This window comes from Belliella alkalica, from assembly GCF_022549785.1.
Lineage (GTDB): Bacteria > Bacteroidota > Bacteroidia > Cytophagales > Cyclobacteriaceae > Belliella > Belliella alkalica.
Window position 1 is genome coordinate 41,226 of sequence record NZ_JAKZGO010000018.1, and the last position, 25,238, is coordinate 66,463.

Annotated in this window: 18 protein-coding genes and 1 tRNA gene; 12 read left to right on the forward strand and 7 right to left on the reverse strand. The window is 36.9% G+C overall.

The window, feature by feature from the left end:
* Window positions 1-4: 4 nt before the first annotated feature.
* Together MM213_RS17010 and sdaAB are read right to left on the reverse strand one after the other, a co-directional pair.
* Window positions 5-1,354: a TolC family protein gene (locus tag MM213_RS17010; protein WP_241414099.1), complete on the reverse strand. Its 1,350-nt coding sequence runs from the start codon at window positions 1,352-1,354 to the stop codon at window positions 5-7.
* A 3-nt stretch (window positions 1,355-1,357) separates the two neighbouring features.
* The gene (sdaAB, locus tag MM213_RS17015) at window positions 1,358-2,035 is read right to left on the reverse strand and encodes an L-serine ammonia-lyase, iron-sulfur-dependent subunit beta (protein ID WP_241414100.1); all 678 of its coding nucleotides are present in this window, start codon (window positions 2,033-2,035) and stop codon (window positions 1,358-1,360) included.
* Window positions 2,036-2,225: 190 nt separating this feature from the next.
* Between sdaAB and MM213_RS17020 the strand changes: the two genes are divergently transcribed.
* Together MM213_RS17020 and MM213_RS17025 are read left to right on the forward strand one after the other, a co-directional pair.
* Window positions 2,226-3,020, forward strand: coding sequence for an aminotransferase class IV (locus tag MM213_RS17020; RefSeq protein WP_241414101.1), 795 nt, complete (start codon window positions 2,226-2,228; stop codon window positions 3,018-3,020).
* Window positions 3,021-3,029: 9 nt separating this feature from the next.
* Window positions 3,030-4,916, forward strand: a complete 1,887-nt coding sequence (locus MM213_RS17025) for a DUF4153 domain-containing protein (RefSeq protein ID WP_241414102.1) — start codon at window positions 3,030-3,032, stop codon at window positions 4,914-4,916.
* A gap of 37 nt (window positions 4,917-4,953) precedes the next feature.
* Here MM213_RS17025 and MM213_RS17030 read toward each other — a convergent pair whose 3' ends face one another.
* Window positions 4,954-5,748, reverse strand: a complete 795-nt coding sequence (locus MM213_RS17030) for a thymidylate synthase (protein WP_241414103.1) — start codon at window positions 5,746-5,748, stop codon at window positions 4,954-4,956.
* A 105-nt stretch (window positions 5,749-5,853) separates the two neighbouring features.
* Between MM213_RS17030 and MM213_RS17035 the strand changes: the two genes are divergently transcribed.
* On the forward strand, window positions 5,854-8,172 hold the full coding sequence (locus MM213_RS17035) for an efflux RND transporter permease subunit (RefSeq protein ID WP_241414104.1): 2,319 nt from the start codon (window positions 5,854-5,856) through the stop codon (window positions 8,170-8,172).
* Window positions 8,173-8,997: 825 nt separating this feature from the next.
* On the opposite strand, the gene MM213_RS17040 is transcribed toward MM213_RS17035, so the two are convergent.
* The gene (locus MM213_RS17040) at window positions 8,998-10,209 is read right to left on the reverse strand and encodes an exo-beta-N-acetylmuramidase NamZ family protein (protein WP_241414126.1); all 1,212 of its coding nucleotides are present in this window, start codon (window positions 10,207-10,209) and stop codon (window positions 8,998-9,000) included.
* Window positions 10,210-10,249: 40 nt separating this feature from the next.
* Between MM213_RS17040 and MM213_RS17045 the strand changes: the two genes are divergently transcribed.
* Complete coding sequence (locus MM213_RS17045) at window positions 10,250-11,467, forward strand: ABC transporter permease (protein ID WP_241414105.1); 1,218 nt, start codon at window positions 10,250-10,252, stop codon at window positions 11,465-11,467.
* On the opposite strand, the gene MM213_RS17050 is transcribed toward MM213_RS17045, so the two are convergent.
* Window positions 11,454-12,200, reverse strand: coding sequence for a polyprenol monophosphomannose synthase (locus MM213_RS17050; protein ID WP_241414106.1), 747 nt, complete (start codon window positions 12,198-12,200; stop codon window positions 11,454-11,456). The genes MM213_RS17045 and MM213_RS17050 overlap by 14 nt on opposite strands.
* A 99-nt stretch (window positions 12,201-12,299) precedes the next feature.
* On the opposite strand from MM213_RS17050, the gene MM213_RS17055 reads away from it, so the two are divergent.
* The 3 genes from MM213_RS17055 to MM213_RS17065 all read left to right on the forward strand — a co-directional run bounded on the left by MM213_RS17055 (window position 12,300) and on the right by MM213_RS17065 (window position 14,209).
* On the forward strand, window positions 12,300-13,205 hold the full coding sequence (locus MM213_RS17055; RefSeq protein ID WP_241414107.1) for an ATP-grasp domain-containing protein: 906 nt from the start codon (window positions 12,300-12,302) through the stop codon (window positions 13,203-13,205).
* 508 nt (window positions 13,206-13,713) lie between these two features.
* Window positions 13,714-13,935, forward strand: coding sequence for a hypothetical protein (locus MM213_RS17060; RefSeq protein ID WP_241414108.1), 222 nt, complete (start codon window positions 13,714-13,716; stop codon window positions 13,933-13,935).
* 189 nt (window positions 13,936-14,124) lie between these two features.
* Window positions 14,125-14,209: transfer RNA gene (locus MM213_RS17065), tRNA-Ser, on the forward strand.
* Between the two features lie 173 nt (window positions 14,210-14,382).
* Here MM213_RS17065 and MM213_RS17070 read toward each other — a convergent pair.
* Window positions 14,383-15,738, reverse strand: a complete 1,356-nt coding sequence (locus MM213_RS17070; protein WP_241414109.1) for a sensor histidine kinase — start codon at window positions 15,736-15,738, stop codon at window positions 14,383-14,385.
* Window positions 15,728-17,116, reverse strand: coding sequence for a sigma-54-dependent transcriptional regulator (locus MM213_RS17075; RefSeq protein WP_241414110.1), 1,389 nt, complete (start codon window positions 17,114-17,116; stop codon window positions 15,728-15,730). Before MM213_RS17075 ends, MM213_RS17070 begins: the two co-directional genes overlap by 11 nt.
* A gap of 357 nt (window positions 17,117-17,473) precedes the next feature.
* On the opposite strand from MM213_RS17075, the gene MM213_RS17080 reads away from it, so the two are divergent.
* From MM213_RS17080 to MM213_RS17100, 5 genes are all read left to right on the forward strand, one after another.
* Window positions 17,474-18,724, forward strand: coding sequence for an efflux RND transporter periplasmic adaptor subunit (locus MM213_RS17080; RefSeq protein ID WP_241414111.1), 1,251 nt, complete (start codon window positions 17,474-17,476; stop codon window positions 18,722-18,724).
* A 432-nt stretch (window positions 18,725-19,156) separates the two neighbouring features.
* A complete protein-coding gene (locus MM213_RS17085) occupies window positions 19,157-19,855 on the forward strand; it encodes an ABC transporter ATP-binding protein (RefSeq protein ID WP_241414112.1) in 699 nt (232 codons plus the stop codon).
* 154 nt (window positions 19,856-20,009) lie between these two features.
* Entirely contained in the window at window positions 20,010-22,412 is a 2,403-nt protein-coding gene (locus tag MM213_RS17090) for an FtsX-like permease family protein (RefSeq protein ID WP_241414113.1), read from the forward strand.
* 108 nt (window positions 22,413-22,520) lie between these two features.
* On the forward strand, window positions 22,521-24,887 hold the full coding sequence (locus tag MM213_RS17095) for an ABC transporter permease (protein WP_241414114.1): 2,367 nt from the start codon (window positions 22,521-22,523) through the stop codon (window positions 24,885-24,887).
* Between the two features lie 110 nt (window positions 24,888-24,997).
* Window positions 24,998-25,231, forward strand: coding sequence for a hypothetical protein (locus MM213_RS17100; RefSeq protein WP_241414115.1), 234 nt, complete (start codon window positions 24,998-25,000; stop codon window positions 25,229-25,231).
* Window positions 25,232-25,238: the final 7 nt, after the last annotated feature.

The window sequence follows — 25,238 nt, forward strand, 5'->3', positions numbered from 1 at the left end:
TTGATTATAAATTAAGCGGGTTACCGAGATAAAAATCCAAAACTTTTACTCTAAAGATATATGTATATTTAGCTGTTACGAGGTCAGCTTGTGCATTGAACAGGTTATTTTGTGCTAATTGAAAATCAGCGAAATTGATAGCTCCTGCATCAAATCTTTGTTGTGATATTCGGAAAGATTCTTCCAATGCTGCTACTCTCACCAAAGATGATCTATATGCTTGGTCTGAGGCTATTGCATTTGTGAATGCAACTTCAATATCCTGTCTCAATTCATTTTTGGTCTCAAATGCAGTGATCTCACTTAGATTTTTTTGTAGTCTTGCTCTTTGTAGGGAGGATTTATTTCTGAAATTCGAGAAGATTGGAATATTCAAGCTGATATTTGCAGCTTGAGAAAGGTTGTTTTCAATTTGCGTAATAAACTCAGGTCTATCAAATCCAGGTGTTGTACGATCTACATAGTTTGAGAATAAGTTAGCACCGATCCCTAGAGTTGGATAAAAAGCTCCTTTTGCAGCCCTCACGCCGTATTCAGCACTTTCTACTGCTAGTTCGGCTGCTTGGATTTGAGGTAAAATCTCTTTTGAAAGATTGTATATTTCATCCACACTTTGACCTGATAATGCGATATTTTCAACTGACAAGTCTGGGGCAATTACTTTAAAATATGGGTCAAAAGGTAATTGCATTGCTTGTAACAAATTCAGCTTTGCGCCTCTCAATGTGTTTTCAGCGTTTAAAACTTCCAATTCATTTGTTGCATTCTGAGCCTGTAGATCTAGTTTGTTTGCCAAAGGCAGCGATCCAGCATCTACGAGCTTTGTAGTATTGGTAAGCTGCTCTTTTGTTGAAGCTAGTTGATTTCTTGCTATTTTGAGTTGCTCTTCGGAGAAGATTACATTGATAAAGAGATTGATCACATTCAAAGTGATATTGTTTTCAGTAGTTTTTACATTCAACCTGCTTACTTCAATATCAGTTTTTGCTTGTTTGATAGAATTGGTTATTTGCTGTCCAGCAAATACGGTCATATTCGTATTCGCTGAAAGATTGACATTACCGATTCTGTTTGTTTCAAAGAGGTTGGTTACTGGGTTGATAGAACGTCCCCATCTATATCCAGAACTTGCACCAGCTGAGAGGGAAGGTAATCTTTGACCTTGGCTTTGTAGAAGCGTAGCTTCGTTTAGGGCTAGATTTATTTCACTTCTCTTTAAAGTAAGGTTGTTTTCCAATGCGATCTCAATGCAAGATTGAAGATCTAAGGAATTGTAATTGCTATCCTGCGCTTTTAATTCAAGATTTGATAAAAAAAAGGAAAGCAATAATGCTAAAGTGTATTTGTTTTTCATTCTTTATAAGTCAATATCTGGTATATATATGATTTCTTTTATCCATTGTAAGCTTTTTAAATATTCTATAGTAATAGGCTGAAGACCTGAATCCATCTCAATCACATGACAAGCTTGGTCATTTTTTCCTTTTCTTGAAACAGACATTGTAGCGATATTGGCCTTTTCTTGTGCAATGACACTGGAGATAAATGCAATTGCTCCAGATACATCATTGGCTTTGATGATCAATGTGTGGGATTGAGCAGAAAAATCAGCTATGAATCCATCTACAAACGATATATTAATCAATCCACCTCCTAAGCTCTCACCGATCACTTCTACTTTTTGCTCACCTTTTGTGAGATTCAGTTTTATAGTATTTGGATGATACACTGATGCATTTCCTATTGATTTGAATTTGTAAGTAAGCTTGTTTTCCTCTGCCAATTCAAAAGCTTGCTTGATTTTGGGATCGTCAGTTTTAAAGTCCATTAAGCCTGCGATGATTGCTTTATCACTTCCATGGCCCTCGTAAGTCCTCGCAAAAGAATTGTAGAAAGTAATATCCGCATGGTCAGGTTTTCCCCCCAAAACTCTGATAGCTGCCCTGGCAATTCTAACCACCCCGGCAGTATGTGAAGAGGAAGGTCCGATCATTACAGGTCCAATCATATCAAAAACACTACTTTTACCACTCATAATGATTACAATTTCAATTACTGTGCTAAAATAATACTTTAATTTTAGTACAACATGTAAATAAAGTATAGTGAGCTGAAATAGGCTAGTATTATTGAGAATTTAATTAATTTTAACGCGAAGTTTTATTTACAAAACAGAAACTTGTCCGTTAACGCACAGAAAGATGACCGATTTTGAAACAATTTATTTGAAAAAGAGAAATTTGTCCGATTGGGTAAGAGAAGACGTGCATTTAGCTAATAGGGCATTCTTATTTGCTGATGGTTTGTTTGAAACTATGGTGTTTTCAAATGGAAAAATCCGTTTTGGAACACTACATTTTGAAAGACTGCTGGAAGGTTGCAAGGTTCTTGGTTTGTCAACCGAAGATTTAACTTCCATAGAATTGTTGGACGAATTATTGGCGAATAGATTTGGACAAGGTTGTACTTTAAGAATTAGATGGAATGTCTTTAGAAGTGGGCAAGGAAAATACACTCCTCAGACGGATTCCATTGAAGAATCAATTCAGATTCAAAGTTTTTCTCCCGCACCTTCAATCAAGCATTTGGCATATTTTCACAAAGAAATTTTTTTGAACCATTCACCTTGGAGTCATTGCAAGACACTCAACGCACTCACTTATGTCATGGCAAATAGGGATAGGGCAATTATTGGTATGGATGAGGTTATTCTGTTAAATTATGATAAATATGTATCCGAAGCAGGTGCTGCAAATATATTTTGGTATAAAAATGACGTTTTTTATACTCCTTCCTTAGGTACAGGCTGTATTTCAGGTATTGGAAGAAGGATAGTGATAGAAGATTTGAAAAGCAGAAATATAGAAATCATTGAAGGCTTTTTTGAAAAAGAAGTCCTTTTTGATGCAGATTCTGTTTTTGTTAGTAATGTTACAGGTATCAGTTATTTGTCTAATTTAGAAGGGGAAATGCTAGGGCAACAAACTTTCAGTGACTTGAATGCACTTTTCAATTTTTGAAATCTACATATGAAAAACAAAATAGCACATCTTTTTCAGAATTTCGGTAAAGTTTTCAAGACTTACCCAACGACAATTGGTTTTGCATTATTGGCAACAATCTTCGCGATATTGGCATCAGAGGTGTCTGATTACTCGATGCATCCTAATACTATTCAGAAGTTTCCCTTTATTAGTAAGTTGCCATTTGTAAAGCTAACTATTCTATCACTTCTGGGGATCTCTCTTTCTTTTGCTCTGGCAATGGTTGGGCAAATCAAAAAATGGATTTGGCTAGAAGGTCTTGCAGTTTTGGTTGTGGCGGGATATTATTTTTTKTTTCCAAATGATGAAACTAACTTTACCAGTTATCACATCACTTTGATTTTTGTTTTTGGTATACTCCATCATCTTGCTGTATCAATTTTACCATTTCTCTTCTCCCGAAAAGATGAAATAGGTTTTTGGAGTTACAATAAATCACTATTCACCAATTTGGCACAAACAGCCCTTTTTGTGGGAGTGCTTACTGCGGGCTTGCTTTTGGCAATTGCGGCAGTTGAAAACCTTTTTAATCTTCGATTTGGAAGTGGAAAGCTTTACCTTTATGTGACATTCTTCTCTGGTATTTTCGGTTCCTGCTTCGTTTTCCTGATTTTTGCACTTGATGGGTTCAAAGAAATGGTCAATGATCAACTTGTTCCTTCAGTTCAGAAATTCTTTGTTCAGTACATTATTATTCCATTATTGTTGATCTATTCAGTCATTTTGTACGCATATGGAGCCAAGATTTTGATAGACTGGTCCCTTCCAAAAGGATGGGTCAGTTACATGGTAATTGCTTACAGTTTCTTGGGATTTATTTCTCTTTTGCTGATTTTTCCTCTTTCCAAACAAACTACCAAAGCATGGGTTCGTTGGTTTGATCGGATATTTTACTATTCTTTACTTCCATTTTTGATTCTCCTTTTTGTAGCTATTTTCACAAGGATTTTTGAGTATGGAGTCACGCCTAACAGGTATTTTGTCTTGATTCTTGCTTTGTGGATCTCGATGGTAAGTCTTTATTTCATATTTTTCAAAAATCCCACGATCAAGACCATCCCTATCAGTTTGTTTGTATTTGGCTTGATCAGTATTGCTTTGCCATATTTCAACGCCTTCAGTGTATCAAATAGAAGTCAGAAAAACCAATTCAGAGCTTTGATCGAGAAATTTGATTTGCTGAAAAATGGGAAGATCAATTTTGAGAAAGAAATAACTAGTGACAATTTGAATCAGTTAGGGAATGTTACTTTTTTCCTGTACCAAAATAAGCAAGGTGAATTTCTTGATTACTACCTCGAGAATACGTTGTCTGATTCTATTTTTTCTAAAAAGTATGCCTCAGCTTATGATTTTCGGAAAGAATTCAAGAACATTATCTTTGAGAACAATTATCAAGATTATTATGAGATAACGTTCACATCTGAAAGTTTTAAGCAATCAAAATTTTTGGATGTCAGTGAATATGATTTTATGTACAATTCATTGTCTACTTATCAAAAAAATAGATTGGAGATCGGTGGCGAAATTCTTGAAATTAGCCAAAATCATTGGAAAAATTCAAAACCGAAAAGTATGATTTTTGACCTTATCGACAATAATGGAGTATCCATCGAAAAGTATGATATGATTGGTTACTTAAAAGAACTGTATGAATCAAATTCAGATAAAAACAAGACCGGAAATAGGCATTATAAACAAGATATTATTCAGGAGTTTAGCTTAGGACCTTATGATTTTACAGTACTTTTTTATGAAATAAAGTTTTCTGCAAACTATTCTGTGGAAGAAAATGAAGATAGGTGGGATTTTAAGAATGTATATTTTTATCCCCAATATGTAGTTTTAGTAAAAAAGAAAAGCATTGATTAAAGGTTAAAAATCTTTTAATCAATGCTTTATCATCAAATCAAACGGCAACAGCTGCTTTGATGTGCGGATGGGGATCATAACCTACAAGTTCGAAATCTTCATATTTGAAAGAGAAAATGTCCTTTACTTCGGGATTGATTTTCATAGTTGGCAACGGCCTGCATTCTCGGGAGAGTTGTAGCTGCGTTTGTTCCAGATGGTTGCTATACAAATGTGCATCTCCAAAAGTATGGATAAACTCTCCAAGCTCTAGGTCACAAACCTGCGCAACCATCATGGTGAAGAGTGCATAAGAAGCAATGTTGAAAGGTACACCCAAAAATACATCTGCACTTCTTTGGTAAAGTTGACAAGAGAGTTTGCCTTCCGCTACATAAAACTGGAAAATAGTGTGGCAAGGAGGAAGCGCCATATTGTCCACATCTGCTACATTCCATGCACTCACGATATGTCTTCTGCTATCCGGTTTTGTTTTGATTTGATGAATTAGATTTTTGATTTGGTCTATTTCACCACCTTTTCCATCAGGCCAATGCCTCCACTGATAGCCATAGACAGGGCCAAGATCTCCATTTTCGTCAGCCCATTCATTCCAAATGCTTACTTTGTTGTCATTGAGGTATTTGATATTCGAATCACCATTGAGAAACCAAAGCAATTCGATGATGATTGAGCGGAGGTGACATTTTTTGGTCGTGACCAATGGAAAACCCTCTTGAAGGTTGAATCGCATTTGATAACCAAATACACTGATTGTTCCTGTGCCTGTTCTGTCTCCTTTTTGGACACCATTGTCCAAAATATGTCTCATCAAATCGTGGTATTGCTTCATTTTTGGCTTTGAATTTATTAGAAGTTGGCAAGATAAAAAGATTATAAATAATCAGAAAGGCGAATTTATGGTTTATATCTTTGGACTCGATAATTAATCTAGAATATGTTTGAAAGAAAAGCTTCTTTATTCGGACTCGGAATTGCCTTGTTGATCAGTGTAATATTGGTTTTACTACGCCCACAGGTGGTTTTTGATTATGATTTTGAGCAGTTTTTTCCGCAGGAAGATGAAGATTTGACTTTTTACCAAAATTTCAGAGAAAAATTCGAAAACGACAATGACTATCTTCTAATTGCATTGGGTACGGAAAATGGGGTTTTTGATTCTGTTTTCTTGGATAAAGCAATGAATGTTCAAAAGGAATTAGAGGGGCTTGAATTTACAGAAAGTATCGTGTCATTGTTGACCTTAAAGGAGCCAATTATCAATGCTTTTGGCGTAAGATATAGATCAGTTTTGGATTGGGAAAGTGAAGAAAGTTTGCAGGAATCCAAGCAAAACTTAGTATCCCATCCACAATACTCAGGAAATCTGATCAGTGAAGATGGTCGATATTTATTGTTGGTTTTGAGAAATGAGCAGCTGATATCGAAGGAGGATGGAGATGTATTGTATCAGGAAGTAAATAAGATACTTGGCGATTCTGATTTTGATAAGTTTTATACAGCTGGAAAAATCAAAGCGCAGGGCGAATTTGTGGATTTGCTTCAGGAAGAATTTGCTTTTTTTCTTTCTATTTCCATCGTATTGATCATGTTGCTTCTGCTCTTTATTTTCAGGACTTGGTGGGGGGTATTGTTGCCATTGATAGTCTTGTTGTTTGGGATAGGCTGGACTATTGCGATCATTCTTCTTACTGGAAAAGCTTTGGATGTAATGTCTGTGATGCAGCCGACTATTTTGTTGGTGATTGGATTGAGTGCATTAGTGCATTACTTGACGCTTTTTATGTACAAACTCCGCCTTGGAATCCCAAAAGACGAAGCTATAAAATTGACATTCAAAAATCTGTTTTTGGCAATTTTTCTGACTTGTTTTACCACAGCATTGGGTTTTTCGACTTTGTATTTTACAAGTGCGATTAGTCTAAAGTTGTTTGGAATTTATACTGCTTTGGGAGTGATGGTGATGTTTGTCGCAGTTATTTTGATTACACCAGGTTTGTTGTACTTTTTCAGTCCTTCCAAAGTGATGAAAAAAAGCAATCCAGTGGGTTTTTGGCAACGAACATTGGCAATTACTTTCAGATGGATCATGAATCATAAAGTATTGGTATTGGCCTCTTTTTCCATTGTATCCGTACTATCAGTTGTCGCTTTGGTCAATTTAAAAATCAATGGCTACTTATTGGATAATTTGCCTAGGGAACATGAATTGGTACAGGAGTTTGAGTTTTTCGATAAAGAATTTGGAGGATCCAAACCACTTGAGTTTTTTTTGGAAGTGGGGGAGGAAGGAGATCAGATTTTCCAATATGAAGTTTTGAAAGAAATCGAAAAACTTGAAGAATTTGTTCAGGAATCGTATGAATCAGGGACAATCATTTCTCCTTTTTCACTTGTAAAACTACTCAACCAAGCTCAAAATTCAGGCAACAACAAAGCATTTGCCATGCCTTCGCAAGGACAGTATCAGAGGTTGAAACCTTATCTCAGTCAGGCAATTAGTCAGGCAGACTATTCTTTGATTTCTGAAGATCAGAGACAAGGGAGACTTTCCACAAGAACAGCAGACATAGGAAGTTACAAAAGTGCTAAGATCAAGAAAGCATTGGAATCTTTTGTCGATAACGAAATAGACGGGAAACTCCTCAAAGTAAGACTTACCGGAACTTCCAATTTGATAGACAAAAGCCATGTGACGATTTCAGATCAGATGACAAAAGGTTTGGGTGTGGCTATTCTTTTGGTGGGCTTGATAGCTGGGTTTTTGTTCCGTTCATGGAGAATTTCTTTTTTGATATTGCTGCCAAATGTCCTGCCTTTGTTGTGGATGTGCGGAGTCATGTGGCTTCTAGATATTGATTTGAAATTGACAACGGCAGTGATATTTACAGTGGCATTTGGGATCGCTGTAGATGATAGCATACATTTTATGACTAAGCTTCAAACAGAATTGAAGAAGGGTAGAAGTATGCTTTATGCATTGAAAAGGACTTATTTGGAAACTGGAAAAGCGATTGTTTTGACTTCTATTATTTTGGTGTCAGGCTTTTTGGTTTTGACCTTAAGTGAATTTGGAGTGACATTTTATACAGGTCTTTTGATCAGCCTTGCATTGGTATTTGCAGTTTTGGCAGATTTGATGTTGTTACCGATTTTGTTACTTCCGATGCAGAGAATTTGGAATAAGAGGAGGGTGGGTTTTCGCAAAGAAGAGAGAGAAGAGAGAAGCGAGAAGCTAGAGGCTAGAAACGAGTGAGAAATGAGACTTAAGACGTGAGATTTAAGACAGAGACAAGATGCAAGACTCAGGAGAGAGACGAGAAGCTAGAAGCGAGGAACGAGAAAGTAGATTGTGATACACTAGTAAAGATTAAGGGTACGAGATACAAATAAGAAGATACAAGCCTGAAATGCTTTTACATTTCAATGACTTGTCCGCTGTGTCGGAGACCTCGGTGAAACCGGGGGATGAAAAAACAAGTATGGCGTCACACGACGCTGAAGGGTCGAACAATGAATTATTGATAATTGAATATTAAGTAGCGAGAGACGAGAAGGTAGAGTGAGATACATTAGTAAAGATTAAGTGTACGAGATACAAATAAGAAGATGCAAGCCTGAAGGGCTTTAACATTTCAATAGCCCTCGGAGAAACCAGGAGGATGAAAAAACAAGTATGGCGTCACACGACCATGAAGGGTCGAACAATGAATTATTGATAATTGAATATTAAGTAGCGAGAGACGAGAAGGTAGAGTGAGATACATTAGTAAAGATTAAGTGTACGAGATACAAATAAGAAGATGCAAGCCTGAAGGGCTTTAACATTTCAATAGCCCTCGGAGAAACCGGGGGGATGAAAAAACAAGTATGTGGTCAAGCGACCCTGAAAGGGTCGAACATTGAATTATTGAAAATTGAAGATTAAGAAACGAGAGAGAAGACAACGAAGGAGTTGCAATCAACCATGAAGGAGATGATTTTTTTATTTGAAAGAAAAAATAAGACTTGACAAAGAAGTCAGAATCGATAAGTCTTCGAGTGCGTCGCCGCGCACTCGAAGATTTATTTTTCAAAGGTTTTAATATAGCAAATAAGGTTTACTTTGTTCCTTGAATTTTTGAAGATCTGATTGCCAAGAGGCTTTGATTTCTTCGGCTGATTTACCTGCAAGGATGTCCTTTCTGAGTTGGTCGGTTCCGGCTAGTTTGTCGAAGAAATTATTGAAGAATTTTTCTTTTTTACCAGAGATCTGGTAAGCATCGATCAAATATTCCAATGTGAATTGGTGCGTAAGTGGTTCGTTTCTAAGGTCCTTTCCATAGCATACTTTGTTTTGATGTGGAGGAGTTTTGGACATCCCTTCGATACTTACTGGTTCGAAAGAAAATTCCCCGTATTTTTTATCTGGATATCCATAGACTTGAAATGGAAAGTACGTTCCTCGTCCTACCGAAATATCTGTGCCTTCGAAAAAGCAAAGTGATGGGTAGAGTCGGATGGATAGATCATTTGGCAGGTTTGGGGAAGGCTTTACAGGAAGATTGTAGGGCATTTCCTTTGTCCAATTTTCTACTTTTACAATACTAATGTCTGCTGTTACCTTGTTTTTCAGCCAACCTTCACCGTTTATCATTTGGGCAAGCTCGGCTACAGTGAGACCATGGACTACAGGTATTTGATGCACGCCAACAAAGCTTTCAAAGCCTTTTTTCAATACTGGACCATCAGTATATTCCCCGTTTGGGTTGGGTCTATCCAATATCAGCATTGGGACTTGGTTTTCGGCAGCACTTTCCATGACATAGTGCATTGTACTGATATATGTGTAAAAACGCAATCCTACATCTTGAAGGTCGTATATTATCAAGTCTATATCCTTCAATGCAGCAGCAGAAGGTTTTTTATTGTTTCCATATAGAGATTCCAATGGTAGGCCAGTTCTGCTATCCACTTCATTGTTTACCACTTCACCTGCATCTGCATCACCTCTGAATCCATGTTCGGGTACAAATACTTTGACTACATCGATCCCTTCCATCATAAGGTAGTCCACCAAGTGGATATTGTCTTTTGTGGTAAGAATACTCGTCTGGTTTACAACCAAGCCTATTCTTTTACCTTCAAGCAAGGATAAATATTCCTCAGGTCGATCTGCGGCAGGCAATATTGTAAGAGGCTTTTCTATAGTTTTTTCTTCTGAATAATGATTGGTTTTCGTTTCTGGGCTTTTACAAAATGCAAAGCTTTGAAGTAAAAATGAGATTAGGAGTAAGATTTTCAATTGCTTCATGTTAATTTGCGCTAGATTTCCATCAAAATAAAAAATTTCGTTGAACATATCCTATTTCATTGCCAAAAGAATCAGTTTTAAGAGAACCGGAGGATTTACCGGGACAATTCATCGAATTGCTGTAGCCAGTGTCGCAATAGGATTGGCAATCACGATGATATCATTTATGATTCTTGGTGGATTCCAAAATGAGATATCCAATAAAGTTTTTTCTTTTACGGGTCATTTTCAAGGGTTAAAATTTGTTTCCGGAAATGCTTTTGAAGAATCGCCCATCTCTACCAATTCTGATTTTTTCAAAAATCATAAAGACCTTGAATTCATCAAACATGTTCAGGTCTTTTCCCATAAACCTGGTTTACTGAAAGGAGACGAAGAAGTAGAAGGTGTCTTGATGAAAGGGGTGGGGCCTGATTTTGATTCATTAAGTTTCAAAAGCTCCATCATTCAGGGACGCTTTATCCAATTTTCAGACTCTTCTGCCAGCAATGAGATTGTGTTGAGCAAAAAGATAGCCAACAAGTTATTGCTGAATCTTGGCGATCAGGTGACGATGTATTTTGTCCAAGAGCCACCGAGATTTAGGAGGTTGACGATCGTAGGTATTTACGAGACTTTTTTGGAAAATTTTGATGATAAAATCCTCCTCGGTGATATCCAAACTATCAGGAATCTCAATGGCTGGACTGATGATCAAGTTGGAGGGTATGAAATATTTGTAGATGATCCCAAGAGAATGGATCAATACTCAGAGCCTTTGTATGATTTTTTGGACTTTGACTTGAAGCTTATCAAAGTCACTGAGAAATACATGGAAATTTTTGATTGGTTGCTTTTGTTGAACAATAATGTCTATGTATTTCTTACATTAATTCTGTTTGTGGCGGCATTCAACATGGTTTCTATATTGTTTATCTTGATCATGGAAAGAACACAGATGATTGGTGTGCTAAAAGCTGTCGGTGCAAAAAATGCACAAATCAGAAGCATTTTTGTATGGAATGGTGTGAGAATTATCGGTAGGGGGTTATTGTTGGGAAATGCGATTGGATTAGGTTTTGGCTGGCTTCAAGATCAATTTAGGATAATCCCATTGGATCCTGAAAATTACTATATGAGCTTTGTCCCAATCCATTGGAATTGGCAAGTTTTTATCGTTTTGAACTTGGTGGTTTTGTTGGTTACGACTTTGGTACTTTTCATACCGGCCATGCTGATCAGCAATATCAAACCGATCAAATCAATCAAGTTTGATTGATAGGTTTGTAGGTTTTGAAGAAACTTCGAAATTTCATATAAAGGACTCCTAGTACAGCCTCTTTGAAGATTCCTCTGCTCATTTTTGAAGTGCCTTTCGTCCTGTCTGTAAAAATAATTGGCACTTCAACAATTTTGAACCCCAACTTCCATGCAGTGAATTTCATTTCAATCTGGAAAGCATAGCCTATAAATTTGATTTTGTCCAAATTCATAGCTTTCAATACATTTATTGAGTAGCATTTGAACCCAGCAGTTGTGTCTTTGATGGGAAGTCCAGTAATAAATTGAACATATTTACTGGCAAAAAATGACATCAAAACCCTTCCCATTGGCCAGTTTACGACATTCACACCTGTAATATACCTAGACCCTACAGCCATGTCAAAACCATCTTCAGCACAAGCCTTGTGGAGTTTTATCAAGTCTGAAGGATTGTGGGAAAAATCCGCATCCATTTCAAAAACATATTGATACCCCTTTTCGATAGCATATTTGAAGCCCGCAATATATGCTGTACCCAAACCAAGCTTTCCTTTCCTTTTTAGTAAATGGAGTCGCTCTGGAAAAGCATTTTGCAACTTTGTAACAATCAATGCAGTGCCATCCGGTGAATTATCGTCAATGACCAAAAGCTCGAAATCACCCTCTAAATTCATGACAGCATGAACCATGTCAAGAATATTTTCCTGTTCATTATAAGTTGGGATGATTACTAGTTTTTCTTTTTTCATAAATTCAAGTTTCAAAAATAGGATTAATTGGTCGTTTTATTAACGAAAAATAGATAAAATGATATACTTTCAGATTTTAGTTTGACAAATACATGTAATATGAATCCCAAAATAGCAGTTATCACTTATGAAGCGAAAAGATCTTACACTGCTGATGGTATAGCAGATGAAGATGAATTGCTCAAAGAAATCTTAGATCAACTCAATCTAGTGTATACTTTTGAGATCTGGTCAGATCAGACAGTAGATTGGGAACAATACGATATACTTTTGTTAAAATCCCCATGGGATTATTTTGATAGATTTGATGAGTTTCAGAAATGGTGCTCGAAAGTTGCCACACAGAAAATTCCTTTAATCAATAACATTGATATAGTATTGTGGAATGCGGACAAGCATTATTTGAAAGAGATTGAGGCTGCAGGTTATTCCATTGTGCAGACATATTTTCTTGAAAAGGGGAATTCATTAATGGGGTTTGAAGAATTTTTCGATCTATTCCACACCGATAATTTGATTATCAAACCTACAATTAGTGGGGGTGCAAAAAATACTTTTCATGTTAACAAGGAAAATTGGAGAGAGATCGTTTTTGTGGTGGAGGATTTGCTCAAGATTGAAAGTTTTATGGTACAGCCATTCATTGGTGAGGTAGTAAATGTAGGGGAGTATTCATATATCTTCTTTAATGGAAAGTTTTCACATGCTGTATTGAAAAGTGCCAAAAGTGGAGATTTTCGAGTACAACATTTTTTCGGAGGCCAAATATCGACCATACAACCAAGTGAAGATCAATTGGGTTATTTGCAGAATTTGGTCAATGATTTTGCTAAAGGGACTCTATATGCACGTGTGGATGGGGTATGGAGGGGAGGTGAGTTTTTGTTGATGGAGCTAGAATTGATAGAGCCATATCTTTTTCTTTGCAAATCTCCATCTGGATTGGACAACTATAAGTTTGCGATCGAAGATTACATAAAGTTTCAACTTGGACTTTCTTTATGAGTTATATTCTGAAGCTACTTTCTTTTAAGTTTTCTATAGAAAAAAATTTTCGGAAAATATGATAGGCTATCCTTAAGCTCAGCTGTATTCCCCTTCCTGATTCTTTTGATATCTTCATGGGAGACCGTGTAGCCTAATGCAGATAAGAAGAGAAATGCATTGTATGGCAAAATCTGTCGGTAGTTGTAAAGTAGGGGATGTTTAATTTTTGTCCCAATAAAATTTAGATTATAGAAAAAAAAGTAAAATTATTTTTTCCTGAAGATTCAATTGCCTTGCCAAGAAATGTGTTGAAATACAAATAACAATTTATGATATCCATTTACTTTTTTATGTAAATCAATATGTTTTATTTTCTTAGTTTTAAATTATTTTCTTGTTGTAATTCAGTGTTTTAGCATTTTTTATTGTCCAAATTTTATATCAATTTAGAGTTACAAAAGGTATTTGAGATGAATGAAAAATACCTAATAATGACAAAATAGGAATGTAAAATTTATATAACAGGATGAAGAGAAAGATAAAAATTGTTTTGGCAAATGTTTTCGCATTGCTGTCAGTGGTGGTATTTCTTCTACTAGGAAATTTGTTTGGGATTGATTTTAGGAATGAAACCACTCCTTTGTTGGCAAAAGCATTGCTAATGATCATACCTCAAATTGGGTTTGTCTATTTGTACTGGATGTCTCTCAAGGTTGAGGATGAAAAAGAAAGTGATTATTTGAATTGAACAAAATTAAAATAAGTAATACTCCAAAAATTTTTCTTACAGGAAATCAAGCAATTAAGAATTAGGTAATTTTTTTAAGTTGCTACTATTTGGAAAATAAAGTATTCAAGCTACCTTTGCAAACCGAAAGACAAACATTTGTCTCAAGGAAATAGAAAGAAAAAGTTACTTTCTATATTGACCAATAATAGAGGAGTGGCAGAGTGGTCGATCGCGGCGGTCTTGAAAACCGTTGTACCGTGAGGTACCGGGGGTTCGAATCCCTCCTCCTCTGCTTTTAGTTAATCAAATCTTTCGAAATGCCCCAAATTTTAACGTTTGGGGCATTTTTTATTTTGTGAGAATTCGAATAACATTATATTTTTCCTATTTTTTGGGGAAAAGCTGGATTGCTATTCTTTAAATGTCTTTTTATGAAAGGTTATGCATATTTTTTATACTTCTTACCTAAATAAATCGCAATGTAAATGATGTTTTTTCATGGGGAATAGATGAAACTTCTAAACTACCATTGTGTAAGTTCATGATTTGCCTAGAAATTGCAAGCCCTATTCCTGATCCCGTTTTCTTTGTTGTAAAAAAAGGCACGAATATCCTCTCTAATGCCTCTGGTACTATTCCTTCACCATTGTCTATCACTTGTATGTACGCATGGTGGTTAGTATCTATTCCTGCATTAAGGAGGATTTCTTTCTTTGAAGAATTTGCTAAAGCCTCTTTTGCATTTTTAATCAAATTGATCAATATCATCTGTATAAGTTCTTGATCTAAATTGATTTCAAATGGTTTGTCATTAAGTTTAGTTTTAAGGACAATTCCATCTTTGGATAATTCACTTTTAAACAAAGCACTCGTGTTTCTCAAAAGATCTTCAATATTGATTTTTTTTAGTTTGGGCAAAGGAATATTTGTGAAATCTCTATATGCATTGACAAAGTCAACAAGCCCTTTGCTACGATTTGAAATTGTAAACAAGCCTTCTTTCAAATCAGTAAAGCTTTCTTGGTTGATTGCATATTGCTCATCTTCTAAAGGAGTTGTATCCTCACTCAATATAGTACCCAGTGAACTTGCCAAGCTTGCAATAGGCGTGATCGAGTTCATGATTTCGTGCCTCAAAACAGAGGTGAGGTTTTGCCATGCCTCCAATTCCTTTTTCTGCAATTCTGTGTTGATGTTTTGGAAAGAGATCAAGGTCCATTTTTCCCCATCTACGATAAATACGGTCGATTGGAAATTCAAGTGGAGGTCTGTATTGACCTTGAAGGAAAAAGTATTCCCCGGGTTTAGTTTTTTGATGACTTGCAATAGTTCATTGGATAACTTCCCCAAATCATTGATGTCCTTGAACTGTGGGATCTGAAGGAGCTGTTTGGCAGCACCATTGATGATTCCGATTTTTCCATTGGTATCAAAAGAAATGATCCCGGTATTGATCTGCTGAATCATGATTCGGAGAAAAAGCATTTGTTCTTCTTTTTCTGCCCGAGTTTTTTTGAATGCAGAGATAACTTCATTGAATGAAAGGTTTAGTTCTCTAAAAGATTTTCCCAGAGAATCATCTTTTGTGAAGGTGGAGGAAAAGTCTGAGTACCGAATAGATTCCAAAAACCGGCTGATTTTTCGATTGGTTTTATTGCAATAACTGATAAGATTCCATGTCAGGATAGATACTAAAAGCAAGAAAAAAAATCCATGAACCAAGGAGTCATATTTGAGGTAAATCCAATTCCCAATGAGCGCTACGATGATGATCAAGGTAACCCTAAGGATGATTCCAATATTAAAAGATTTAAAGCCCATACCTTTCTAGTCTTCTATATAATGATGACCTAGTAAGCCCAAGTTCCTCAGCAGCCCTTGTGATATGCCCGTTATGCTTTTGCAATGCTTTTCGAATCAATATTTTCTCTACATCTTCTATATTCAAATGCTCCAAAGAGACAAGATCTTCTTGTTTCTCTGGAGAAAGTTGCTTGTGTACAAAGAGATCCTCTTGTTGCAAAATGCTATGGGAAGTCATGATAACTGCCCGCTCTATGCTATGCTGCAACTCACGGATATTGCCAGGCCAATGATATTTTTGCATTCTTTTGATAAGGCCATCACCTAATTTACGTATGTCTTTTTGATATTTTTTGGAGTAGGTTTCTATAAAATGATTTGCCAAGATTGGAATGTCTTCCAACCTTTCACGCAATGGCGGTAGGGTGATTTCTATGGTATTTATTCGATAGAGTAGATCTTGGCGAAATGAATTCTCATGGATCATCTGATGGATTGGCATATTGGTAGCTGATATGAGCCTAATGTCAACTGATACAGGTTTATTAGCTCCAACTCTAGTGATTTCCCTATTCTGCAAAGCAGCAAGTAACTTTGATTGTAATGCCAATGGAAGATTTCCTATTTCATCCAAAAACAAGGTGCCTGAATTTGCCTGCTCAAATCTGCCAGTTCTATCATCTTTGGCATCAGTAAATGCTCCTTTTTTGTGACCGAAAAGCTCACTTTCAAACAAAGTCGTGGTAATCGCACCTAAATCCACGCCTACAAATGGGGCCTTATGTCTTTTGGAGTTTCTGTGGATTGCTCTTGAGATTAGTTCTTTTCCAGTGCCATTTTCTCCAAGTATCAATACATTCGCATCGGTTTTTGCTACTCTCTCTATCGTTTCAAAGACCTTGATCATGCTAGGACTTTGCCCAATGATGTCTTTGAACTTGCTGTCAATGTCTTGAAGAAGCTGTTGTTGCTGGGATTTTAATTGGGTGACTTCTAGCTTTGATTCTCGGAGTTTGAGCGCTGAATTCAGCGTCCCCAGAAGTTTTTCATTCTCCCAAGGTTTCAGGACAAAATCCGTAGCTCCTTCTTTGATCGCCTTGACAGCAGTATTGATATCCCCATAGGCTGTGATCAAAACCACTACAGCGGAAGAATCAATTTCCAAAATCCTATCAAGCCAATAAAATCCTTCCTGTCCACTGCTCACATCCTTGGTGAAATTCATGTCCAGCATGATGATGTCATACTGCTCGTTGACCATCAAGATTGGAATCAGCCCTGGGTTTGTCTCAACATCCACTTGGCCAAAATGCCTTTTGAGATAGATCTTTGCAGCTTTCAAAAGATCTTCATTATCATCAATGATGAGGATTTTCCCGGATTTTTGTTCTTTCATGATTTTTATACTGTAGAATTTCAAATAAAGCCTTTCATTTATCTAAATGCATATTTGCAGTGACTCAAATTTTGCAAAGCAATAAGCCAAAACTTATACCGATTTCATAAATCTGTAAATAATATTCTAAAATCTAGCGCTATCAATGGATAAACCTATTTTTTAAATTTTTCAATTAAACTAAATTACAAATTCTGATTTGTTAAACTACAATGATTTTGTTCGCTGACGGACGAAATTGTTCGTATTTCATCAAATAAAAATATGGGGAATGTCCAAAATGAAGCTCACAGCAAGGTTTTTTAGTGGCATGTTATTGGAAAAGTTGTTGGCACATAGAAATTGAAATATTCTGAAATGGACAGAAAAATTGAGAAAAAAACGTGGACTCCAAAATTGATCATTTCCTTATTGGGAGGATTGGTGATAGGAGGTTTTATATTGTATCAACTTGTCTTAGCGGACAATAGATCCACAATGAATGTAAACATGGAAAGGATTACTATCGCCACGGTCAAAACTGGCGAGTTTACTGACTATATTCCTGTAAGTGGATCAATTGAGCCTGGGGAAGTTTTCTTTCTCGATGCATTGGAAGGTGGAAATATCCAACAGATCATCAAAGAATCAGGAGCGATAGTAGATGTAGGTGATACGATACTTTTACTTTCCAATTCAAAACTTCAACTTGAAGTTATGGAAAGGGAATCTGGCTTGTACTTTCAGATCAACAACCTCCGTCAAGTAAGACTTCAGCTAGATCAAAACGATCTTAGTCAACAAGGCCAATTGGCGGAAATCGATTATCAAATCAGCTTGCTCAAACCTCAATACCAAAGATTCAAAGAGTTACATGAAAAGAAATTGGTTTCTGATCGGGAGTTTGAAGAGGTTCGTGAGCAATATGAATACAATGTAAAAAGAAGGAAATTGACATATGAAGCGTATCGCAATGATTCCATTTCCAGGGTAAGCCAAAAAAGGCAGCTTCAAGATTCGGAATCACGCATGAACCAATCTCTATTTGGTGTAGGCCATATTTTGGACAATCTCGCAGTAAGAGCTCCTATTGCTGGTCAACTTTCGACCGAACAGATAGAAATTGGGCAGGCGATCAATCCGGGTCAGCGATTTGGACAGATTGATATCATGGACAAGTTCAAAGTGAGGGTTCAAATCGATGAACTTTACTTATCCAGAATTTTTACTGGTCTGAAAGGGACCTTTAATTTGGCAAACAATCCCTACACAGTAGAGATTTCCAAAGTTTATCCAACAGTGACAGCTGGAAGATTTGAAGTTGATATGATCTTTTCGGATCAAGTACCAACAGGCATTCGTCGTGGGCAGACAGTTAGGATTAGGTTGGAATTGGGAGAAAGTGAAGATGCGGTACTTCTACCAACAGGCAGTTTCTATAAGGATACAGGAGGGAATTGGGTATTTGTAGTCGATCAACTAAGTGGGAAAGCTGAAAAGCGAAACATCAGACTGGGTAGAAAAAACCCTGAGTTTTATGAAGTCATAGATGGTCTGAATGCCGGAGACAAAGTCATCATCAGTGGGTATGAAAACTTTGGGAACAATGAAGTTTTGAATTTGAAGTAAGAAATGAGGTGTAAGATGACTTGTCCGCCGCGGCGGATGTGACATGAGAAATAAGACACAAGATTTGAGACACAGTGATAAAAAAATGAGAATATGCCCTTTAAAGCCTGTCCCGTGCCGATAGTTATCGGCACGGGAGGCATTTGATAAAAGTATCGGGTCATGACCTAATGACAAAAAGAATTAAATTAAAAATTTGCACTGAAAGTGCAACTGACACTAACATTGGGTTGAAACCCAATGCAATGGTAAATGTCTGATTCACTTTTGCCCTGACGGGGCAATTGAATAGCTGAAGAGAATAAAGAAACATCAAAAAAGTGTCAAGTAAATTCAGAACGCTACAAATTGAAAGAAGAAAAATCAGATCAAATCAATCTATAAATCCAAGATCTAAAATCAACGAAATCTAAAATCTAATTATACAGACGCATGGAAGACATCATCAAAACCAACAACCTAAAGAAACTTTACGCTACCGAAGAAGTGGAAACCACAGCTTTGGACGACATCAATATTAAGATAAAAAAGGGTGAATTTGTAGCAATCATGGGGCCGTCGGGCTGTGGTAAATCCACCTTGTTGAATATCATTGGGTTGCTTGACAATCCCGATAGCGGTGAGTATTATTTTTTGGAAAAAGAAGTCGCTGGGTTTTCAGAAAGAAAAAGGTCTCAATTGCGAAAAGGAAATATCGGTTTCGTATTCCAAAGCTTCAATCTTATCGATGAACTGACCTGCTATGAAAACGTCGAACTACCACTTTTATACTTGAAAATCCCTTCCGATGAAAGAAAGAAAAAGGTAGAAGAAGTGCTCACAAGAATGAATATCATGCATCGTAAGGATCATTTTCCACAGCAATTGTCAGGAGGTCAGCAGCAGCGTGTAGCTATTGCAAGGGCAATTGTTGCAAAACCGGAAGTGATACTGGCAGATGAACCAACAGGAAATCTTGACTCTGCCAATGGTGAAGAAGTAATGCGACTTTTGGAAGAACTCAATAATGAAGGCACTACCATCGTGATGGTAACCCACTCACCCCATGACGCAAATTATGCCCATAGAATCATCAATTTATTTGATGGAAAAGTAGTGACAGAAAATATCAGAGAACAGTTTCATATATAGTTGTATGACAACCTTTGAGGTTTACAAAAACCTCGAAGGTTTAAAAGAACTATTAGTAAATGGCTAACCAATTACTGGTTATTTCAAGGAAAAGGAGACCTACTTAGAATCAACTACATTTCATTCTTCATCATAATTAAAAAATCAATTTGCCATGTGGAAAAACTACTTTATCGTCTCCTTTAGGAACTTGAAAAAGCGGAGGCTTTATACTGGAATCAATGTTTTAGGCCTTACAGTGGCTATAGTTAGTTTTCTGGCCATAGCACTTTTTATTCATCATGAAGGCACTTATGATAGTATGTATGGAGATGCTGACCGGGTGATCAGGTTTTCACAGCGATTTTCCATGGCTGGGGAAGAACAGGTTACAAGTATGACCCCTTCGGCCCTTGTCCCTACATTGATGGAGGAAATGGAGGAAGTAGAGGTGGGTACCTTGATAATGGATTACAGTATTTTTGCTTCTGTATTGGTAGACTCAGGTGAGGGCAATCAGGAGGAAAATAAATTTGCTTATGTCGATGAAAACTTCTTTGAAATATTTGATTTGAAACTTTTAGCAGGAGCAGAGGGTAAATTATTGTCTGAACCAAATCAGATCGTATTGACAGAATCTACAGCTCAAAGGTATTTCCAAAAACCTTTTGAGGCTGTGGGAGAGATTATCAAAATAGATGGGAAAGATTTTCAGGTTACAGGAATTGTGGAAAATTTCCCTAGCAATAGTCATATTGATTTTGATTTTTTGGCTTCATTTATCACAACAAGACATGGGAAAGACCCACAATGGAGTCCCGCCAATTATTATTCTTATGCCAAACTAAAACCTGAAACAGACCAAAAGGTATTTGCAGGGAAGTTGGATCAGATGGTGGAAAAGTATTTTGGAGAAGAAATGAGAAGTTATGGGTTTGAGGTAAGTGTCCTTTTTCAGCCATTGACTTTCATCCACTTGGGATTCAGTCAGCTGAAAGATATCAAGCCGGCTATAGATATCAAAAACTTATACATATTTGGGACAGTTGCTTTCCTGCTGATTTTTATTGGGATTATCAATTATGTCAATTTAGCCACGGCTGAAGCCACCGAAAGAAATAAAGAGGTAGGACTTAGAAAAGTGTTGGGTGCCGACAGGCCACAGCTTTTTGGTCAATTCCTTTCCGAATCCATGATTTTATCATTTGTGGGCTTAGTTTTCAGTCTTGTGATTCTATATATTTTGAAAGGGAATTTGGAAGATTTTTCTGGTGTACCCATTCAACTTGATCTTCTTTTTAGTCCTTTGGGGTTTTTATTGCTTTTGGGGTTAATGATCATGATAGGGGTGTTTTCTGGGTTTTATCCAGCATTGATTCTATCTGGTATGGAACCTCTTCAGGCTTTGGGTAAAAAAATAAGTGGTGCTATTGGAGGTGCTTGGCTTAGAAGAAGCCTAGTCGTATTCCAGTTTTTCGTATCCATAAGTCTCTTGTTGGCTACTTTTATTGTCAAGAATCAGTTGGATTATATGCAGACTGTAAACTTGGGGTATGATAGGGAACAAGTAATCGCTTTAAATTTTCACTACAATATGAGAAATCAAATCCCAGCTCTCAAAAGTGAAATGGAAAGGACCGGATCTGTTCCATCTATTAGCTTGAGTAATTCCCTTCCTATCTTTATTCAAGCAGGATATTCTGTTTCTCCAGGTGGAGACAATGACAAGGATTTTATGATCACAGGCTTTGCCGCAGATCATGACATACTGAAGACTTTGAATCTAAACCTGCTTGCAGGAACCGATTTTTCAGATCAAGATATCCATCTGAGTATGGCAAGTGAAAGTGAGGATGAGATGAATGTGATTTTCAATGAAGCTGCCATCAAAGAACTAGGTTGGACAATAGAAGAAAGCATAGGTCGAAAAGTGAACTACAACGGTACAATGTCAAATGTAAAAGGTGTGGTGCAGAATTTCTACTTTAATTCACTACACCATCATGTAGGGGCATTGGCCATATTTATCGAGCCTTCTGAAGCCAATTGGATTCTTGCCAAACTTCCTGCCGGAGATCCGAAAGAAAGTCTGGCTAAAATGGAAAAAGTTTGGAAGGGGACTTACCCAGACAGACCATTTAATTATCGGTTTTTGGATGATGAATATGGCAAGTTGTATCAGAGTGAGCAAAATATATCCCGAATTTTCCAGCTTTTTTCAGGCATAGCGATTTTCATTGCATGTATGGGGTTGTTTGGATTGGTTTCCTATGTTGCCATGAAAAGAACTAAGGAAATCAGTATCAGAAAAGTATTGGGGGCAGATTCTATAGAGGTTTTGAAAGTACTCTCTTCAGATTTCTTTATACTCCTAGCTGTATCTGCGGTTTTGTCCGTTGGCTTTGGGCTATGGTTTTCGACTATTTGGTTGGAAGGGTTTGCTTACAAGACTAATGTCTCCTTTTTTATCTATGTTTTGTCTATTTTCTTGGTAGCGGTTATTGCCCTTATGACCATAGCTTATCGGACAGTGAAAGTATTCCGCTTAAATCCAGCAAAGACACTGAAGAATGAATAGGGGATAAGGTAGCAGGATACAATTGAAAACTATTCAACATTCAAGCGAAATCTAGAAAATAGTATAAAGTGAATTCAGAACAAGAAAGAGAATTTCAATAACAACAGTATGTACAGCAACTATCTAAAAATTGCACTTCGTGGCCTTACCAAGCACAAATTGACTTTTTTTATCAATTTGTTTGGCCTTGCACTTGGGCTTTGGGCTACTATCACCATTTCGCTATGGGTGAAGAGTGAATTGAATATGAATGCTTCCTTCCCTGAAATAGATCAGGTTTATAGGATCATGGAGCATCAGCGATATGGGTCGGAATTTTTTACGACAAGTTCCACTCCAGGTATTTTGGCTCCTGCATTGAAAGCAGAATTTCCGGAAGTTGAGCGTGCAGCTTGTTATTCTTGGAATGAAGACTTGCTATTTATAGCTAATGAAAATCGTTTCAATCTTAATGGTTTTTATGCCGAACCTGATTATCTCCACATCATGCAATATGAATTTTTACATGGGGATAGAGACAAGGCAATGACTGAAAAAAACCATATAGTCCTCACAAAGGAATCGGCTATCAAACTTTTTGGTCAGGTAAATGTGGTTGGAGAGTCCCTTGTGATCAAGGAAACAGGTGAAGAATCTTCTTACATTGTTGTAGCAGTGATAGACATAAAATCTTATGAAAGTAGCGCTTCATTTGAGTTTATCATTCCTTTTCAGGTCATGTTGGACAAGCCATATAATGAATGGCTTAGCCATTGGGGTAATAATGGCCCTAGTACAATAGTTCGATTAAACAAAAATGCAGATTGGGAAGCTTTTTCAGCAAGCATAGAAGACCTCATCGTCAAGAAAAATGAAGGAAGCAACATAAAGCTGTTTGCCTATCCCCAAAGAGACCTATACCTCCATGGGAAGTTCAAAGATGGAATACAGCAGGGAGGCAGAATAGAATATGTGAAATTGTTTGCTTTGATAGGCTTGTTTGTATTATTGATAGCCTGTATTAATTTCATGAATCTTTCTACAGCCAAATCACAAAAAAGAGCAAAAGAAGTAGGCGTAAGAAAGGTAGTCGGAGCTGAAAAAAATGAGTTGGTGCTTCAGTTTTTGACGGAATCCATGTTGGTTACTTTTATTGCAGGGTTTGTCTCCCTTGTTTTTGTAGAATTGAGCCTGCCTATATTCAATAACCTTACAGGAAAAACGCTTAGTGTTCCTTATGGTGATTGGGTTTCATGGGTGCAATTTATCATGATTTTGTTGTTTACAGGTTTGGTAGCGGGAAGTTATCCAGCTTTTTACCTATCTGCGACCAAAGTTGTGATGGTTTTTAGAAATTTCACCAAATCTGGAAAAGGTGTAGTAATTGCAAGGAAAGGTCTGGTATTGTTTCAATTTATACTCGCTACCATGTTGATCATTGCCACGATAGTGGTTTACAAGCAAATCAATTTTGCTATGAACAAGAACTTAGGTTATGAAAAAGATCAATTGGTGAGTGTTTTTTTGGAAGGAAGCATGTATGAGAACTTTGAGGTTTATAAAAGACAAGTTGAAGAGATTCCAGGAGTATTGGCAGTCACCAGGTCAAACCATTCCTTAATGGGTCGAAACTCAAATACAGGTGGTATATCATGGGAGGGAAAGGATCCAGATTTCAGTGCGCTTTTTGAGATAATGAGTGTTGATTATGGTTTTGTTGAGGCTATGGGGATGAAAATGATAAAAGGTGAAGACTTTTCTCCTGATAGGGTTTCTGATTCGATCAATAAGGTGATTCTTAATAGACGCGCTTATGAAATGATTGCTCAAGATGATCCAGATCCTGTAAGTATTAAGTGGGGTACAGATGTTCAGATTTTGGGTGTAGTGGAGGACTTTCACTTTCAAAGTCTACACTTGGGGATGGAACCCGTAATTCTCCGATTGGATCCAGAGAATAGTTTTATTGCCTATTTCAAAATAGCAAGTGATGATGTCAAATCGGTAATTCCAGAAATCAAGGCTCTTTCTGAGGGCTTTGAACCTGATTTCCCCTTCCATTTCAGCTTTATGGATGAGAATTATTCCCAAATGTACCAAGAGGATTTGAGGACAAAAGAGCTAGCAAAGTATTTCAGTATTCTGACCATATTGATTTCATGTCTAGGCCTATTTGGTCTATCGGCTCACGTAGCAGAGCAAAAGACCAAAGAAATTGGTATTAGGAAAGTTCTTGGAGCCTCAACCTTATCCATTTTAAATGTCATCAATAGGGAATTTATCATGATAGTTGCCATTTCGATTTTGTTTGGTTCAGGCATAGCATATTGGTTGATGCAAGATTGGTTGGAGGCATATGCATATCGAGTTGACTTTGAATGGTGGTTTATTCCTTTGGCAGCTGTCAGCATATTGGTTATAGCATTTCTGACAGTGAGCCTTCAGGCATTGAAAGCAGCACAGATCAACCCAGTAAGAAGCTTGAAGAGCGAGTGATGGGGAAGGAGGAAATAAGAAGGAAGAATTAGGAAAAAGCAAAGATGAAATCAACCCCGAATGGGGTTAAACCTTCAATAGCCCCATATGAAATGCGGGGAATAAAGAGGATGGGTTGGGTAATCAACCCCGAAGGGGTTGAACTTCTTCAATCAATAGATAAAGTGTCAAGTTATTTCAATTCTAAACCTCCCATTTCCTTTGGTTTCTGTTTTCGCCCGCACACGGACAAAGATGTTCGCATTAAAATCTCAAAAGGTAAAGAAATCCTTTGTTTTGGCTGTTTTGAGGAGGTTTTCTTTGGCATTGGTATTGAAAAACCAATACTGTCAAAAGGAATTTAAATTGTAT